The following is a 14,889-nucleotide window of genomic DNA, read 5'->3' as shown; positions in this document are numbered from 1 at the left end:
TGCCACATTTCCCACGTTTTTCATGACCATATACTTCATGAACTTTTAGCAATGTCGATGCTTTATTGCCCATTACGCCGAACCGCATTACCTTGAGGCAACGGCAAGATAGAAACCGATGGAACATGAATGTCACCATCGGTTGAAATGAAATTCGTACGTTTACATGTGAATGTTTTTCACTTGGGAGACCTAAAATGAAAAAACTGATCATCGTCGCGGCTTCTGCTCTCCTCTTGGCAGCTTGTCAGTCCGACAGCCAGCGTGACCGCGCCCTTGTAGGCGGTGGATTGGGTGCGGCGACCGGCGCTGCGATCGGCGCAGCGACCGGAAACGGTGTTGGTGGAGCTCTGGTTGGTGCAGCCATCGGCGGTGCTGGTGGCGCAATCGTTGGATCAGCAACAACCCCCAAGAATTGCGTGGCCTATGACAAAAACGGCCAGCCATACCGGGTCGCTTGCCCATAACACGTGATATCGCATTTGCTCTTATCGCTAAAGAATATCAAAGGTAAATTGATGAACAATGTCATGAGAAATATCCTGATGGCCGGCGCGGCTGCGCTTTTCCTTGCTGGTTGCCAATCCGATAGCCAAAAGGACCGTGCACTGGTTGGTGGCGGCCTTGGAGCTGCGACTGGCGCAGTCATCGGCGCGGCGACCGGAAACGGTGTTGGCGGGGCTCTTGTTGGGGCAGCCATCGGTGGTGCCGGTGGTGCGATCGTCGGTTCTGCGACAACTCCAAAGAACTGCGTTGCCTATGACAAGAACGGCCAGCCTTTCCGAGTGGTTTGCCCGTAAAATCAACAGGCCGACAAGATGACAGTTCCGCTGTAAACTCTTGGTGATTCGAACCCCATCTACGGGAGACCTTGGATGAAGAACACCTGGATCGCAGCGGCACTGGCTCTCTTGCTGGCTGGCTGCGCATCAAATACGGACAGCCAACGCGACCGCATGCTGATTGGCGGCGGTCTTGGGGCTGCAACAGGTGCTGTGATCGGCGGTGTTGCTGGCTCAACAGCAGGAGCCGCATTGGCTGGCGCTGCTTTGGGCGCTGTCGGCGGCGGGCTTGTTGGCATGGTCACCACACCGCGCAATTGCATTGCACGCGATCAAGACGGCACTCCTTACAAGGTGCGCTGCCCTTAAGTCGCATTTGCCTAGACATCAAAAATACAAAAAGGGCGAAGCCTTCGCGGCCTCGCCCTTTTTCTGTTTTCACAGCAGTTCGAAGTTGATCAGGCCGCAGCCGCGACTGTCTTGCTCAAGGCTGCTGCCGGTTCGACATAATCATACCCAAGCGCAACAGCGACCGCTTCACAAGTGATTTGCCCCTTGTGGACATTCAGTCCCGGAAGAAACAAAGGATCTTCGAGCAAGGCCTTCTCAGCCCCCTTGTCAGCCAAGGCAAGCGCGAATGGCAAGGTCGCATTGTTCAAGGCATAAGTTGATGTGCGCGGCACCGCGCCTGGCATGTTCGCAACACAGTAATGCACGATCTCATCGACAATATAAGTCGGATCAGAATGGGTCGTTGCCTTGGAGGTTTCAAAACACCCCCCCTGGTCAATAGCAACATCGACCAACACCGATCCGGGCTTCATGCGCTTGAGCATATCTGCCGTCACAAGCTTCGGCGCAGCAGCGCCAGCAACCAGAACCGCACCGATGACAATGTCGGCTTCCAGGACATGCTGCTCGAGAGAAGCCTTCGTGGAATAGACGGTTTTAAGTGAGGAGCCGAATGTCCGGGACAGGTCCGCCATCACGTCGACATTGCGATCCAGAACAGTGACATCTGCCCCAAGACCCAGAGCCATTGTGATGGCATGCGCGCCGACAACCCCGCCGCCAAGAACAACAACCTTGCCCGGTGCGACACCTGGAACGCCGCCGATCAGAACACCAGAACCGCCAGCTTCCTTTTCCAGAGCCTTGGCCCCGGCAATCACGGAAAGGCGGCCAGCGACCTGAGACATGGGAGCCAGCAACGGCAAACCGCCACGTTTGCCCAGAACAGTTTCATAGGCAATGCAAGTCGCGCCGGACTTGACCAGATCGGCGGTCTGAGCGGCATCGGGTGCCAAATGCAGGTAGGTGAAGAGGATATGATCCGGACGCAGCATGGCGCGTTCAACAGCCTGAGGCTCCTTCACCTTGACGATCATCTCCGCAACATCAAAAATCTCTGCTGCTGTTGCCAGAACCTTCGCGCCAACCGCCTCATAGGCAGCATCATCTGCGCCGATGCCGGAACCAGCCAGCGTCTCAACCCAGACGTCATGTCCATGCGCGATCATTTCACGCACACTGTCAGGCGTCAGACCGACCCGATATTCGTGGTTCTTGATTTCCTTTGGAACACCGATACGCATGATTTTCCCTCACTGGATTGAAGACTTGTTATGAGAAAAGCGTAATCGAAATTCGCGTGCATTTTGTTGCTTATTAAGCGCTCATAATTGTATTGAAGCACGTATATTGTGCGATATTGATCATATTTAGAATTATCTGCATTGGGACCAAAAATGAAACTGGACAGTCTAGATCGCAAGATCCTCGATGTGCTGCAAGACGACGGGCGGATCGCCAATGCCGATCTCGCGGACCGGGTCGGCCTGTCTCCATCTGCCTGTCTGCGCCGCATGCGCGCCCTGGAAGAAGCTGGTGTCATAGACAAATATGTTGCCCTTCTTGATCAAAGGAAGCTCGGCAGGCGCATGGATGTCTTTGTCGAAATCTCCCTGGTCGGGCAGTCAAACGAGGTTTTGGAAAATTTTGAACGCGCCGTCGCCAGGTCAAGCGAAATCATGGAATGCTATCTGATGGCAGGCGATGCAGATTATATCTTAAGGCTCACAGCCGCCGATCCCACAGACTTTGAACGCATTCACCGCGAGCATCTTGCCCGCCTCCCCGGTGTTTTACGCATGAAATCTTCCTTCGCCATTCGGCCTATTGTCCGCAAGACCGCCTTTCCCATGTCCTGATGAAAGACGCAGCGTCACGTTTCAGCAAACAGCCACAAGCCTGTCGACGCTGTCTGAACGGCGCGCTATAGTCGACCAAATGTCCCGAAATTGTCGCCGGAGTCCAAGGTGCCCTTCCAGATTAACCGCCTCATTGAGACGACCTACAAACTTGCCGAATGCCCCACATGGGATGAACAAATCGGCAGACTTTTCTGGACCGACATTCAGGGCTGCAGCATTCAGTCCATGGACTGGAACAGCCGCGAAATCACAACCTACTCCTTTGACAATGAGGTCGGATCCTTCGGTTTGACCGATGATGGCCGCCTGATTGTCTGTGTCTGGGATCAAGTCCTGCTGTTTGATCCGGAAACAGGCGCGAGTGAACTGCTTGCGACCATTGAAACCGACATGCCACAAACCCGGCTCAACGACGGCAAAGTCGGCCCGGATGGTGCCTTTTGGGTCGGAACAATGGACACATCCAGCCCACGCGAACCGATTGCTGGCCTCTACCGGATTGACGGCAAAGGCAAAGTCGACAAGATCCGCAACGAACTTCAGGTCTCAAATGGCCTGGCATGGTCACCAGACGGACTGTGGATGTATCATTCGGATTCAAGTCCGGGTTGGATCGAGGCCTATAACTTTGATCCGGCAACCGGAACGCTCGGCGCCAAGATGCTCTTCGCCCAGCAGACCAATGAAACCGGTCGCCCGGACGGAGCCACGGTTGATGCAATCGGCAATTACTGGAGCGCAGGTGTTTCTGCCGGACTTCTCAACTGCTTCGCGCCAGACGGCAAGCTGAAGCATGCCATCGCCCTGCCAGTGCCAAAACCAACCATGCCATGCTTCTGTGGCCCGGACCTGGATCAGTTGGTTCTGACCAGTCTTCAGCCTGGTGGTGAAGGCCCTGACAGCCTGTCCGGCAGTCTGTTCCTGATCGAGGGCCATGGCACAAAGGGCGTTCCAACCCACCGGTTCGCCGTAAACGCCTAGTAACATCTATGCTCAACAGATTCCTGCGGGCTTAGCGCCCGCAGTCACATCAATGCCGACAACGGTTGCCCGTTGACACCGGCTGCCAGACGACCTGTTCGTCGCGCACTTTAACCTGGCGAGAGACGGTCCGGTAAATGGCGGGCTCATGCACCTTGCGGCGGCTGGCCGGGCGAACGAGAACTTTCTCTTGCACAGTTCCGTAAATCGCAGGCTGACGGACGGCGACACGTCCGCCTGCTTTGACCATCACTCGCTCACGCATGGTTTGATAAACGGCTGGATGCTTGACCTTGCACAGGATCTTCCGGCCTTTTCTGACCTGATATTCCCAGCCAACGCTGGCGGGTTGCACTTGCACCCGGCGGCTGCGCACTTCATAGACCGGCGCAATCTTGCGATAGCTGACACGCTCGGGCTGAACAACCACACGGCGGGCCTGATAGGCATAAACAGCCGGTTCCTTGATGACACGGGTCCTCGCACGCTGCACAAGAACCTGCTCTCGCACCACCTGATAGGCTGCAGGAACAACAGCTTGCTGATAGCATTCACGCGCCTTACCACCCGCAAGCGCATCCACAGGCATTCCCACGACCACACAAGCAGCAAGTATAACCAAACCATATCCGGAAACGACAGTTCGCAACATAATACACTTCCCCCGTCCTTCAGATCCGCCAGAACCTGGCCAGACCGCAACGGCAGCTTAGGGAAAATTAACGATTTGTTAAAGAATTAAGTTGGGGCGTTATCGTCAGTCGGCTCACTGTCGTAATCAGTGTCTTCATTGATGATGTGGCGCGCCTCTTCAGGCACCCACTCCCCCCACTTGGGCTGCAACTGGTGATCGACCGAAACACGATCATCAAAGACGAAACATTCGCCCTTCCAGAGGCTTTTCTCCTCGGGCACGGTTTCCAGATAGTTCAGAATACCGCCCTCAAGATGATAGACCTCGTCGAAGCCTTGCTGAAGCATCAAAGATGACGCTTTCTCACAACGGATGCCGCCGGTGCAGAACATGGCAACCTTGGGCTTGTTTTCCAGCTCCACCGCCTTGCGGACCCATTCAGGGAACTCGCGAAAGGCTTGGGTTTCCGGGTTCAACGCGCGCTCAAATGTGCCAAAGGCGAATTCATAGTCATTGCGCGTGTCAATCACGACCACGTCCGGATCGGCAATAAGCTCGTTCCAATTTTCCGGCTTTACATAGGTGCCGACAATTTCAGTAGGGTCGATCCCATCAACAGCCAATCGGACGATTTCCTGCTTCAAGCGGACCTTCATGCGCTTGAACACGTGGCGCGGGCTCCAGGATTCCTTGCACTCAAGCTCTGCCAGCCTTGGATCGGAGCGCAAATGCGCGAGCAAAGCACGCACACCAATCTCGGGGCCGCACACCGTCCCGTTGATGCCCTCTTTCGCCAGAAGAATACTGCCACGCACATCACGTTCGACGCAGAATTGCTTCAACGCATCGCGAATGTCCTCAAAATCATCGAGGGGGGCAAACTTGTAGAGAGCGGCAATCAGAAAGGAATTCGACATGACCATCAGCTGAACGGTTGAGAGGTTGGCGCGTTTCGACAGCTTATACAGTCAGTGAGCGCGAAAAGAGAAGTACGGATTTCCACGGATCCCTTCCCGCACGCACGTTTGGTCTATGCGCAGCCTTTGTCCAGCGCGTCTGATCGACCTATGTGACCAACCCTCAGCTGGATTTATCGCCCTCAAGCGCCTTGAGCAGGGCTTTCAGTTTGGCCACCGGGTCCAATTTTTCGGCGTCCTCAACCACGGCTGCGCCGGTTTCAGACATTCCCAGAACAATGCCGTCCAAGGCTGCGATATCGGCCACCAGGTTTTGCCTGTTCGAAGTGGCCACGGCATTTTCAAACAGAATTCCCATCGATTGGGCAAGTGAAGTGTACACAGCGGCCATCGCCACCGATGGAGCAAGTCCAAGAACAAGAGCATCCGTCTCGATCACGTCATTCAGTGTATTTGTCACAGGCATCATTTCATCCTTCAGAGCACCAACGTGAAGTGTTGGTGCATTTCGGTTATGCCTGCCTGCAGATGGTTCTTCTGATGCGCTTCTCGCTTGAGAACCTTGAATAGATTTATTCTACCTAAAGTTGTTAATTAACAGTTCACATAAAAAGCCCCGCTCCAAAATTTGGAACGAGGCTGAGTGTAATTGGGGGGCGATAATTTAACGCTGAGGGTTGCTGAAAGCCTGCAACACCGCCAGCATGGAGCTCAGATTGTCCGAGGTTCCGGTCTGAGCCACCTTCTCGCTGGCCCCTGCCACAGCTGTCGTGTCGAGGCTGTAAATCTGCATGACGCCCTGATTCACGGCTGCCTGAGCAAGAATATTCTGCTGCTGCTGCGCCGACACTGCGTTCTCAAACAGCACGCCGGTCGAATGCGCCATCGACTGATACAAAGTGCCGAGAGCCATCGCCGGAGCTTCTCCCACAACCTTCACATTGGATTGTGTCACGGCATCCGTGACCATTGGGTTCACCAATTCAACCATTGTCCATACTCCTTTTGCTGAGCCAGATACGATGCCGGCTACGGACACCCTCTAGGACGCCATCCAAAGCGTCTTGTGACAAAACAAACTAAGAATTGTTGATATTTTTCAAAAAGATAGCCGGACATCAAAAGATGACCGGCACACAAGTTTCAAACGCACCACTTCGACACAGCAGCGCAATCTTTCATAGCAAGAACTGAAAAATCACAGGTCTATCGAGACCGGTTGTTCTGGGGGGGCTGGTTTTGGGGAGCCGCTGCCATCATCTGCGCACTGATCTGAGCCGTTTGCTTTTGAACTTCCTGAGAAATCATCGTCTGGATATTGCCCATCACCGTATTAAGCTGATTGACCAGTTGACCATCCGCCAAACCAGGCAGTCCGGGCCTGAACACCGATGGCTTGTCTGCAGCAGAATTACCCGCAGCTCCCGGTGCTATGCCAAGGCCTGCTCCGGAGACCTCTTTGCCCGCTTTAAGAATCTCAGACAAAAGGTCTGAGTCTGCTAATATGTTACTCAAGGTCGCATGTTGATCCGCGTAGGCCTTGGACAGTTTGTCTGCAGTTGAACTGGCATCAGCCAGCAATTTTTCGACAACATCTTGCCCCTGCGCAAAAGCGCTGTCACCCTCTTCTTTCTTCTTCAGGATCTCACCAGCCAACCCAAGAACACTGGGCAAAGTTTGGTGCAAGACCTGATAATCACTCTGAAGGTTCGAGGTCTTGATATAGCCCTCCAACAGAGACTTAAGCGCTTGAGTTGGAGTAACGGCAGGTGTCTCAACGGCGTCCGCCGCCCCCCGTTTCAAAGCCTCGTCCATCGTCTGTCTCCTCTATAATCGTTTCCTGAACGATGCGTCTTTCATGGTGAACGCTGTTTTGACCGCCGCACCCAAATTCGATATCGCTGCTCTGCGCCCTGTGCGAACCACCGCAACACGGACAGCATTCTGCCATCCCGCCAGTTCCTATGGACGAACTTGTGCACCCTGCATCAGCCCGTTTCATCTGCTTGCGTTGGTGGAACTGCTGCTGAAAATGCTGCGCGCCATGCAGTATCCCACGCGCTCTGGTCGCCGTTGAAACCAAATTCGGATAGACACAGTAGAGAAGCTGCACATCGCCTTGCTCGGCGTTTGCAAGATCCTCCTGCCAATCAGCCAAGATGCCTTGAAGCACATCATCCAACGCTTGGCAGATCTCGTCGAGTTCACTTCCCACGGCCTCACACCTCTTGCTATCTGGAACATCACGCCCGCGTCTGCGGCATCGACTGCTCATGTCTCAACCTTCCTTGTCGGTCAGATCAGATCGCGCAACGGGAACATCCGCCCCCAGTTCATCTGGCGCTGACGTCACATTGCCTGCCTCAACAGCCGCACCTGATACCTGCCCGCGCAGAATTTGCGACAAGGCCGACAAAAGCTGCTCTTGATCCCCCACAGGAAGTGATTTGAAAGTCTCCAGCAAACCCTTGCCGCTTGCAGTCATTGGGGTGGTTGCCGAACCGACTAACGAGCTGCCAGGATCAGCAGGGGTCGAACTTCCATTCCCGTTCTTGGAACCATTCATCGCAATGCCCTTTTTTTCCTTGGCTTATCCCAACACCCCAGTTTCGTAATCTAACCAGACTTCAGGTCAGAGATGACCGTAGCTGCAGATTGCCCGGCCGCAGTGCTCACGCTGCTGTATGCGGCGATAGACTGGGTGACCATGTTTTGAATTTCGAGCAAAAGAGGAATTTCCTTGATAGCCGACACCGGCTCTGGACCCTCCGCAGCCTTCTTGATCGCAACCGCCTGCGCTGCCACCGCAATCTGCATGATCGCATTCATGTAATTTTTCGCATCCTGAACCGCGAGGCCGGTCGTGGTGCTCACCATCATCTCAGGCGGTGTAACAACGAGCTCACCCGCGTAATTGCTGGTTTCCGTGTTGGTGAACTGAACGGCCTGGACGATCTGGCTGTTGAGCGCAGATACATTCGGCGTCGGAGCTTTTGTAAAGTGGACCTTTGGTGGCCCCGCTGGCTTGTCACCACCACCACCGACCATATCACTTGCCCCTAACCCAACCCCTGGATTTTGGGACGGCTCCGACACAGTGTCCTTGTGAGCCGCTAATTTATGCTCCTGCAGATCGGAATGGACATCCGCTGCCAAGTCAGATTCTGTTTTACCAAACCAGCCGCCGAGCCCCATAATCATACTCCCGTATCTTTAGAAGGCACCATTCTGATGAACAGCACTTTTTGAAATTCACTAAGAAGACTCGCCGATGTCCATAATCAGCTGACAAGCTTTTGAAACCACTGCAGTGGTGATCTGGTTCATCGCCTGCTGGCTATGAACCGCATTTTGGATCGACAGACCTGATGCATGACTTGCCACCTGATAAAGGCTGGCAAGAGCCTGTGCCGGAGACTCGGCAACCACCTTGACGTTGGTTTGTGTCACCGCGTCGGTGATTTGAGCATTCACACTGTCGACCATATTGACTTCCAATCCGGCTTGGGTTTGTCGTGCCTTCGGACTGCCGGACCCGGCACCCAATCACCACCCCGTTCCGGTCTGTCTCCACTTTTCCTTACTTTTTAAGACGCATCAGCCGATCGCTTGTGAAAACTTTTTTCCGGCAATCGATCCGCCCACCTCTAATTCGTCGCTCAGGACACTTTTTAACTTCTGACGTAAGTGCTGCACCCGCTTGCGCGCCAATGGCTCGGAAATGGACAAATCCCGAGCAATTTCCCGGTAACTCAGTTCTTCACAAAACCGCAGGCGGAACACCTCTCCAAATTCTGAGGGCAAGCCATTCACCACCTTGAAGACTTCGCGCAAGGCATCCTGATGCCTAAGCAGATTCTCCTGATCCGGTTTTTTGTCAGCCAATCCACCCGTGTGATCCTGATAGACATCAGCCTGAAAATCACGCACCTGACGCTCCGAGTTCAAACGACGCAAACGGCTGATGTACTCGTTCTTCATCGCGAACAGCAGAAAAGCACGCGGTTCTCGCACTTCCGTTTCATGACGCTCGACATGGCTTACAGCCTTTACAAGAGTCGAGGACAGCAAGTCCTCTGCATCCTCCCGGTTGCCCCGCGCCAACCGCAATGCCCTTCGCCTCAAAACCAGAGCATCTTCAATCCAGCTTAGCCAGATCCCGGACGAGGGCATTGAGCGTTCCCCATCGGACAGAGTATCATCAGACACAAGCATCCTCCATTCCGTCATCGTCGACATCTCCCCCTGAAGACGCAACCAAAAGGAGAATGTGAATAAATTCTCCCTCTGTGACAGCGCTTTTTCTCAAGCGGAAAAATAGCTAGAATTGGCGCAGTCAAGCCCTTCAGGCAAAGCTTGACACCACAAAAGCGCAACTCAAATACAATCTATAATTGATTAATTAAGAAATGCAATCAAAATACACTTGAGGGTTGCAAATTGACTTATGCGCTCATTCTACAACCGGCCCAAAGTCCAATTTTGGGTTCCAGCCTCAAAAAGAGACAACTCAAAAATGGATAAACAATCATTCCTGGTCGGAATTTAAGTGAAATTCCGCAAGGTAATAATAAATACTGATGTATTGGTTTCAAGCTGCAATATTCAAAGGTATCATCTTCAGACTTTACTAAGCAGCATAACATATATTTATTACTGATTGTGCAGATTAGGGCTTAAACCCGTAATATTGCATGCACTGGTCGATCTGAAACCGGTCGGATTCGAAGCGTAAAAAGGAAAGAAACCTGGATGTTTTTCGATTTTTGGCAACACTTCAGACGCCTTGTTCCAGATTGATCCAATTTTATGAGTCCGAACCCTAAAGTATGAACTCGAAGTGAAATTCAAGCAGCCAGCTGAAACTCCAAAACTCAAAATTGAAATGCACAAGTAAAAGCAACCTCTCCAGAGGACGAGAGAATAACCTCAACGCTCTCGACAAACCGCCGGACCAAACATCATGATGAAGCGTTTCGCCTCGAATGCCGCTCCCAAGGACCTACAGCTGCTCGACCCAATGTTTGATTTCCTTGATCGGATTTCCGACCTCAGCGCCAGAACCGCAACATTCGAGGACTGGCTCAGCGGCTATATGGCTGAAGTCTGCAATTACACCGACTGGAAGATCGGCCACGCATGGGCCCCCTGCCCGGACACCCCTGACGAACTGAAGTCCCTTGAGATCTGGCATATACTCCCGGGCATCAAGGCAGATTCATTCAAAGCCAAGACCGAGTCCTTGCGTTTCAAAAGCGGGGTGGGACTTCCAGGCCGTGTTCATCAGAAAGCCCGACTCGACTGGATCCAGGATGTCAATCTGGATGACAACTACCCTCGGAAGCCCTTTGCAAAGGAAGCCGGCTTGATGGGCGGTTACGGATGCCCTGTTATCGTTCAAGGCAAAGTCGCTGCGGTCATTGAGTTTTATGACAACAAGCCCGCCAACCCGGATCCTTCACTTGTACGATTGCTGGAATATCTTGGGTCTCAGGTTGCACCCGTTTTGGAGCGCTCAGAACGCGCCCATCAACGCAACGAGCTGGCCACAGATCTGGAAACAAAGGTCTCGAATTCTGTCAAGGCAATCTCACAGGCGGCCCTGAGCATGAAAGAAGCGGCTGAAACGGCCAGCAACCTGTCCAGCCAGGCTCAGACCAAGTCCGACACCAGCGCCCAGGCATCGACCCAGTCTTCCAATCAGATTCAGCTCGTAACAACAGCATCAGCTGATCTGCTCCAGGCCATTCGATCCATCGAAGTGGAACTGGGCGGCACCCGCGCAACCGTATCGACTGCATCCGACCGAATTCTGGCAGCCAACAGCACCTTTGAGAGCCTCAAGGAGGGCGCGAAGGAGATCGAGGATGTCGTCAACATCATCAATAAAATCGCAGACAAGACCAAGCTCCTGTCCCTGAACGCAACCATTGAAGCCTCTCGCGCCGGAGAGCGCGGTGCCGGCTTTGCCGTCGTCGCCTCGGAAGTCAAGGAGCTGGCAGCCCAGACTGAAAAATCAACCAATCACATTGCCCAGCGTGTCCGGGAAATTCAGAACTTTACATCAGAGGCAATTGGCGAATTTCAGGCGATCACGGATATTATCTCCAAGATCGATGAATTGACCAACACGATCTCCGACGCAATGGGAGAGCAACAGCGCACTGGCAATCTCATTTCGGAAAATGCCAGCACAGCGGAAAATCAATCCATGAGCGCCTGTCAGGCGGTTCAGGACGTGACCGAACAACTGGTAACCATTGACAGCAGCTCGCGCTACGTCTTCCAAACAGCGACGGAATTCGTCGAACGCATGCAGGATCTTCAGGTGGAGGTCGGCGGATTCGTCGATGAAATCCGAAAGGGCTGACTTCAACCCAGGCTTTCAGCAACGAACACCAAGCAACGGGCTAATGCGTTCAAACACGGCAGCCTCAAGCCACATTGGGGCCGCATCATCCTTTGACCGTAGAGCGCATTTCGGCCTCTGCGATGCAGACACGCCCCCTGCCCCAAAAGAGACGACCATACCTGTAATCGGGCGATGACCCGATCCGATATCGACGGTGAAATCGGGATTGGTTTTAATTGTCGATTTTAGGAAAAAATGTCCTACAATGGAAACGATCGAATCCATGATTGGCGGACCAATGCAAATGCCTGATAAATGGCCCAAGCAAACTGCAAGACCACTGGCCACTTGGTTTTGCGAAGCCATAGCAACATCCGGCAAAACTCAGAACGAGATAGCTGGATTGCTTGGCCTCCAGAACAATGCTGTTTCCAAAATCAAGGCCGGTAGGCGAGACATCCGCGCCGAAGAAATGCTTATTCTATCAGAGGAATTGGGCATTCCATTGCCATCGATGACGAAGAAAGCAAGTGTAGACTATGACCTTTTCGACAAAGCCTATACCGAGGTTGTTCGAGCAGATCAGAGCTCCACGGTTAAAATGCACCCCAAGGAATTACTCAATGAAGTGCACCATACCTACTTGCGACTTTTGGAAGAGTCGCCACGGATTGGAGCTTAACGATGAATGAAGTGATTTTAACCGATGAGCACGAAATGTTTTTCGGATTATTTAAAATTGCGGCGACGTGGGACTGTCTGTTCATTCTCGAATTTCACTGCCTGGATCTTTTTGGCCATAATCAGATAACCCGCCTGACGACAGCTCAACAGACAGATCTATCACTTGCTGCCCGAAGGGACATATTCATAGAGGCCGTTGAAAAAGGCTACGATCCCGACCTAAGGGAAACCACATTGCAATGACCGCCTTTGTTGAACGCCTTGATGCAAGCATGATCGAAATGGGTGCAGCCGATGAAGCATCCCGAACTCTCTTTACCATGTGGCGGCGCAATGAAGGACTATTGGAACAAGGCACAACACTCAACGCAATATCCCCGCGTCTCATACTCCTACCGCCTACCGCATTAGAGAACGATGTGCCGAATATCGGTTTCATGGGTAAGGAAACACTGTTCGCCAAGTATTATCCAGAGACAACCACACAACCCACGGCATACCCGACCAGCCTTTTAGCCCAAGATTACAAGAAACTGATTTCGGTCGGCTATCACGCCGCCATATCCGGAGAGCCGTGGTATGACATAATCGGCACAGGCGCGCTTCTTGGTTTTGGGCGACCCGAGCTTATATACGAACGGATCATCCTCCCATTCAGGACGAAATCCGGGTATCGTCGCCTGTTCTGCTTGACGATTGAACGCGACGTTGCTCAACAACGCGCTCTGCCAGATCGCAAGCATCATGTCCTGAATTTCCCACAAAAATTAGATTTGGGTCAAGTGTCGCAGGAAGCCCTCCGGACCATCTGACACCTTCGAAATGGCATCTGGAGAAACCGCAATCACGCCAGAAGCCGTTCCGAAAATTACTCCCCTGTACCCATCCATAGAGGAAATTCGGGCTCCATTCCTCCAAAGCATCGATTTGCACCATCTGCGTAATCATGCCGCCGAGTTTCTGGCTACGCCAATCTTCATGGATCCAACACCCCCCCATGTAGACAACCCGACCTCGGATCGCCTGCCCTAGTCGCGGCTGACTATCAGCAAGTGAAACCTGCGTCCCATCAGCACGTGGATAGCAGCGATAGAAATACTTGCGCCAAAAATCAGTCAGGCACATACCACCTAAATCATCAAGCCGCGCCGCGATCCGACCAACACAGTTACCGTTCGCGTCGGACAGAGACAGCCAGAAGGCTTGCGCAGGCGTGTAGGTATTCAAGGACGGCGAGAAATGCCCCTCAAGGAGCGGCGCTCCTGCAGCAAGCGATCTTGCATCAATGAGGTCGAAATCGGAGCCACGCTCTAATGTCAGACCCAAATCTTTGAAACCATGGTGCAAAATCGACCAAGCTTCCATGAGATCCGTTTTTGCAATTTCGTAGGGCGACATCCACTGTTCCAAAACTCTCTCCATGTAATACCCATAACGGCAATAAAAGTACCAATTTAGAATTATTGTGCTGCAACAGCGATCACAGATTCGTATAATCGAAACCGTCCAAATCAAGTGTGCGTTGATAATATCCGAGTTAATTCTCTGATAAGTCAGACCTTTAGCACAATGTTACTTTACACCAGAGAGTCAAACAGTAGGAAGCCCATCAACGCCTCGATATATACTGCCGTTACGTCAGGCGGAGAACTTACAGATGCCAGGGCTCTACTTGAAATAACGCAGAACTTTTCAGAAACAGGGGATGATAGAGATTGGATCGCATGGCGTCATCAGATGGCGAGCATTTTGAAAAGAAACTCTGAAAACATCTACGCCGCCCAATCAACTCTTGTGGACGCTAAAAAAGGACGGAACAAGAACAGGGCACGCCGTGAGACTTCTTAAAAAGTCTGACGTTCCCGTTTACTCAAGGCATAGCAACAGCCCAAAAAGGCAAGTTGTTCAAGTCTGTCTAAGGAGAGAAAATGGTGGGTGAGTGGGGGCTCGAACCCCAGACCCGCTGATTAAGAGTCAGCTGCTCTACCAACTGAGCTACACACCCACTGACGCAGCCAGTGGCGCGTCGATTTCGGGTGTATATAGGCGGTTCCCCGATGGCGCAATCCCCCTCAAGTGTTTTTTATCGCAAGGCGGTTTCCAAAGCGGGACCCAAACAGCGCCCATGGCCGTAACGCGCCATCCAGGGTGAAACGGCCCCCTAAACAGCCCTGGGGAAAACCGGCCCCACAGAGCGCGCGAAATTATCAGAAAGCAGAGGAGAGGTTTGTGAAACAAATGCAATTTTGCGCTTGACCCCCTCCCCGCGGCTGACTAGGGTGCGATGCATCACGTGGAGGTCACGACCTCTCGCGATCCCAGTGGG

The 14,889-nt window shown here is 52.8% G+C and carries 20 protein-coding genes and 1 tRNA gene; 8 read left to right on the top strand and 13 right to left on the bottom strand.

What is annotated here, in order from left to right:
* The first annotated feature begins 197 nt into the window (after positions 1–197).
* The 3 genes from V6575_RS11835 to V6575_RS11825 all read left to right on the top strand — a co-directional run bounded on the left by V6575_RS11835 (position 198) and on the right by V6575_RS11825 (position 1,151).
* A complete protein-coding gene (locus V6575_RS11835) occupies positions 198–467 on the top strand; it encodes a glycine zipper domain-containing protein (protein ID WP_340274545.1) in 270 nt (89 codons plus the stop codon).
* 63 nt (positions 468–530) lie between these two features.
* Positions 531–800 carry a glycine zipper domain-containing protein gene (locus V6575_RS11830; protein ID WP_340274544.1) on the top strand — a complete coding sequence of 90 codons (270 nt, stop codon included), beginning with the start codon at positions 531–533 and terminating at the stop codon, positions 798–800.
* A gap of 75 nt (positions 801–875) precedes the next feature.
* The gene (locus V6575_RS11825; RefSeq protein WP_340274543.1) at positions 876–1,151 is read left to right on the top strand and encodes a hypothetical protein; all 276 of its coding nucleotides are present in this window, start codon (positions 876–878) and stop codon (positions 1,149–1,151) included.
* An 89-nt stretch (positions 1,152–1,240) separates the two neighbouring features.
* Here the strand turns inward: V6575_RS11825 and ald are convergent, their stop codons facing one another.
* Positions 1,241–2,377, bottom strand: a complete 1,137-nt coding sequence (gene ald / locus V6575_RS11820) for an alanine dehydrogenase (RefSeq protein ID WP_340274542.1) — start codon at positions 2,375–2,377, stop codon at positions 1,241–1,243.
* 153 nt (positions 2,378–2,530) lie between these two features.
* Here ald and V6575_RS11815 point away from each other — a divergent pair, with 153 nt between their 5' ends.
* Both V6575_RS11815 and V6575_RS11810 read left to right on the top strand, forming a co-directional pair.
* The gene (locus V6575_RS11815) at positions 2,531–2,992 is read left to right on the top strand and encodes an Lrp/AsnC family transcriptional regulator (RefSeq protein WP_340274541.1); all 462 of its coding nucleotides are present in this window, start codon (positions 2,531–2,533) and stop codon (positions 2,990–2,992) included.
* Between the two features lie 108 nt (positions 2,993–3,100).
* Positions 3,101–3,976, top strand: coding sequence for an SMP-30/gluconolactonase/LRE family protein (locus V6575_RS11810; protein WP_340274540.1), 876 nt, complete (start codon positions 3,101–3,103; stop codon positions 3,974–3,976).
* A 49-nt stretch (positions 3,977–4,025) separates the two neighbouring features.
* On the opposite strand, the gene V6575_RS11805 is transcribed toward V6575_RS11810, so the two are convergent.
* The 10 genes from V6575_RS11805 to V6575_RS11760 all read right to left on the bottom strand — a co-directional run bounded on the left by V6575_RS11805 (position 4,026) and on the right by V6575_RS11760 (position 9,736).
* Positions 4,026–4,628, bottom strand: a complete 603-nt coding sequence (locus tag V6575_RS11805; RefSeq protein ID WP_340274539.1) for a hypothetical protein — start codon at positions 4,626–4,628, stop codon at positions 4,026–4,028.
* Between the two features lie 86 nt (positions 4,629–4,714).
* Positions 4,715–5,527 (bottom strand): oxygen-dependent tRNA uridine(34) hydroxylase TrhO, encoded by an 813-nt coding sequence (trhO, locus tag V6575_RS11800; RefSeq protein ID WP_340274538.1) that lies wholly within the window; start codon positions 5,525–5,527, stop codon positions 4,715–4,717.
* A 163-nt stretch (positions 5,528–5,690) separates the two neighbouring features.
* Positions 5,691–5,993 carry a RebB family R body protein gene (locus V6575_RS11795; protein ID WP_340274537.1) on the bottom strand — a complete coding sequence of 101 codons (303 nt, stop codon included), beginning with the start codon at positions 5,991–5,993 and terminating at the stop codon, positions 5,691–5,693.
* Positions 5,994–6,191: 198 nt separating this feature from the next.
* Entirely contained in the window at positions 6,192–6,518 is a 327-nt protein-coding gene (locus V6575_RS11790; protein ID WP_340274536.1) for a RebB family R body protein, read from the bottom strand.
* Positions 6,519–6,733: 215 nt separating this feature from the next.
* Positions 6,734–7,342 carry a hypothetical protein gene (locus tag V6575_RS11785; protein ID WP_340274535.1) on the bottom strand — a complete coding sequence of 203 codons (609 nt, stop codon included), beginning with the start codon at positions 7,340–7,342 and terminating at the stop codon, positions 6,734–6,736.
* On the bottom strand, positions 7,302–7,802 hold the full coding sequence (locus V6575_RS11780; RefSeq protein ID WP_340274534.1) for a hypothetical protein: 501 nt from the start codon (positions 7,800–7,802) through the stop codon (positions 7,302–7,304). Before V6575_RS11780 ends, V6575_RS11785 begins: the two co-directional genes overlap by 41 nt.
* A 3-nt stretch (positions 7,803–7,805) precedes the next feature.
* Positions 7,806–8,093 carry a hypothetical protein gene (locus V6575_RS11775; RefSeq protein WP_340274533.1) on the bottom strand — a complete coding sequence of 96 codons (288 nt, stop codon included), beginning with the start codon at positions 8,091–8,093 and terminating at the stop codon, positions 7,806–7,808.
* Between the two features lie 50 nt (positions 8,094–8,143).
* Positions 8,144–8,728, bottom strand: coding sequence for a hypothetical protein (locus V6575_RS11770; RefSeq protein ID WP_340274532.1), 585 nt, complete (start codon positions 8,726–8,728; stop codon positions 8,144–8,146).
* A 54-nt stretch (positions 8,729–8,782) separates the two neighbouring features.
* Positions 8,783–9,073: a RebB family R body protein gene (locus V6575_RS11765; RefSeq protein WP_340274531.1), complete on the bottom strand. Its 291-nt coding sequence runs from the start codon at positions 9,071–9,073 to the stop codon at positions 8,783–8,785.
* A 51-nt stretch (positions 9,074–9,124) separates the two neighbouring features.
* Positions 9,125–9,736 (bottom strand): RNA polymerase sigma factor, encoded by a 612-nt coding sequence (locus V6575_RS11760; protein ID WP_340274530.1) that lies wholly within the window; start codon positions 9,734–9,736, stop codon positions 9,125–9,127.
* 754 nt (positions 9,737–10,490) lie between these two features.
* Here V6575_RS11760 and V6575_RS11755 point away from each other — a divergent pair.
* The 3 genes from V6575_RS11755 (at position 10,491) to V6575_RS11745 (ending at position 12,806) form a co-directional block, all read left to right on the top strand.
* Positions 10,491–11,897, top strand: a complete 1,407-nt coding sequence (locus V6575_RS11755) for a methyl-accepting chemotaxis protein (RefSeq protein ID WP_340274529.1) — start codon at positions 10,491–10,493, stop codon at positions 11,895–11,897.
* A 196-nt stretch (positions 11,898–12,093) separates the two neighbouring features.
* On the top strand, positions 12,094–12,561 hold the full coding sequence (locus V6575_RS11750) for a helix-turn-helix domain-containing protein (protein ID WP_340274528.1): 468 nt from the start codon (positions 12,094–12,096) through the stop codon (positions 12,559–12,561).
* A gap of 2 nt (positions 12,562–12,563) precedes the next feature.
* A complete protein-coding gene (locus V6575_RS11745) occupies positions 12,564–12,806 on the top strand; it encodes a hypothetical protein (RefSeq protein ID WP_340274527.1) in 243 nt (80 codons plus the stop codon).
* Between the two features lie 411 nt (positions 12,807–13,217).
* Here V6575_RS11745 and V6575_RS11740 read toward each other — a convergent pair whose 3' ends face one another.
* Both V6575_RS11740 and V6575_RS11735 read right to left on the bottom strand, forming a co-directional pair.
* Positions 13,218–13,961: a hypothetical protein gene (locus V6575_RS11740; protein WP_340274526.1), complete on the bottom strand. Its 744-nt coding sequence runs from the start codon at positions 13,959–13,961 to the stop codon at positions 13,218–13,220.
* A gap of 531 nt (positions 13,962–14,492) precedes the next feature.
* A tRNA-Lys gene (locus V6575_RS11735) sits at positions 14,493–14,568 on the bottom strand.
* Between the last annotated feature and the right edge of the window lie 321 nt (positions 14,569–14,889).

The sequence above is a fragment of the Roseibium algae genome (assembly GCF_037783265.1).
GTDB classification, from domain to species: domain Bacteria; phylum Pseudomonadota; class Alphaproteobacteria; order Rhizobiales; family Stappiaceae; genus Roseibium; species Roseibium algae.
Note: the sequence above shows the minus strand (reverse complement) of the source record. Positions and strands in the feature narration are given on the sequence as shown.

What these genes read in the sequence shown, in the direction of transcription:
- V6575_RS11835 (WP_340274545.1), top strand. Translation starts at nt 198, where the DNA reads ATGAAAAAACTGATCATCGTCGCGGCTTCTGCTCTCCTCTTGGCAGCT.
- V6575_RS11830 (WP_340274544.1), top strand. Translation starts at nt 531, where the DNA reads ATGAGAAATATCCTGATGGCCGGCGCGGCTGCGCTTTTCCTTGCTGGT.
- V6575_RS11825 (WP_340274543.1), top strand. Translation starts at nt 876, where the DNA reads ATGAAGAACACCTGGATCGCAGCGGCACTGGCTCTCTTGCTGGCTGGC.
- ald (WP_340274542.1), bottom strand. Translation starts at nt 2,377, where the DNA reads ATGCGTATCGGTGTTCCAAAGGAAATCAAGAACCACGAATATCGGGTC.
- V6575_RS11815 (WP_340274541.1), top strand. Translation starts at nt 2,531, where the DNA reads ATGAAACTGGACAGTCTAGATCGCAAGATCCTCGATGTGCTGCAAGAC.
- V6575_RS11805 (WP_340274539.1), bottom strand. Translation starts at nt 4,628, where the DNA reads ATGTTGCGAACTGTCGTTTCCGGATATGGTTTGGTTATACTTGCTGCT.
- trhO (WP_340274538.1), bottom strand. Translation starts at nt 5,527, where the DNA reads ATGTCGAATTCCTTTCTGATTGCCGCTCTCTACAAGTTTGCCCCCCTC.
- V6575_RS11795 (WP_340274537.1), bottom strand. Translation starts at nt 5,993, where the DNA reads ATGCCTGTGACAAATACACTGAATGACGTGATCGAGACGGATGCTCTT.
- V6575_RS11790 (WP_340274536.1), bottom strand. Translation starts at nt 6,518, where the DNA reads ATGGTTGAATTGGTGAACCCAATGGTCACGGATGCCGTGACACAATCC.
- V6575_RS11785 (WP_340274535.1), bottom strand. Translation starts at nt 7,342, where the DNA reads ATGGACGAGGCTTTGAAACGGGGGGCGGCGGACGCCGTTGAGACACCT.
- V6575_RS11780 (WP_340274534.1), bottom strand. Translation starts at nt 7,802, where the DNA reads ATGAGCAGTCGATGCCGCAGACGCGGGCGTGATGTTCCAGATAGCAAG.
- V6575_RS11775 (WP_340274533.1), bottom strand. Translation starts at nt 8,093, where the DNA reads ATGAATGGTTCCAAGAACGGGAATGGAAGTTCGACCCCTGCTGATCCT.
- V6575_RS11770 (WP_340274532.1), bottom strand. Translation starts at nt 8,728, where the DNA reads ATGATTATGGGGCTCGGCGGCTGGTTTGGTAAAACAGAATCTGACTTG.
- V6575_RS11755 (WP_340274529.1), top strand. Translation starts at nt 10,491, where the DNA reads ATGATGAAGCGTTTCGCCTCGAATGCCGCTCCCAAGGACCTACAGCTG.
- V6575_RS11745 (WP_340274527.1), top strand. Translation starts at nt 12,564, where the DNA reads ATGAATGAAGTGATTTTAACCGATGAGCACGAAATGTTTTTCGGATTA.
- V6575_RS11740 (WP_340274526.1), bottom strand. Translation starts at nt 13,961, where the DNA reads ATGTCGCCCTACGAAATTGCAAAAACGGATCTCATGGAAGCTTGGTCG.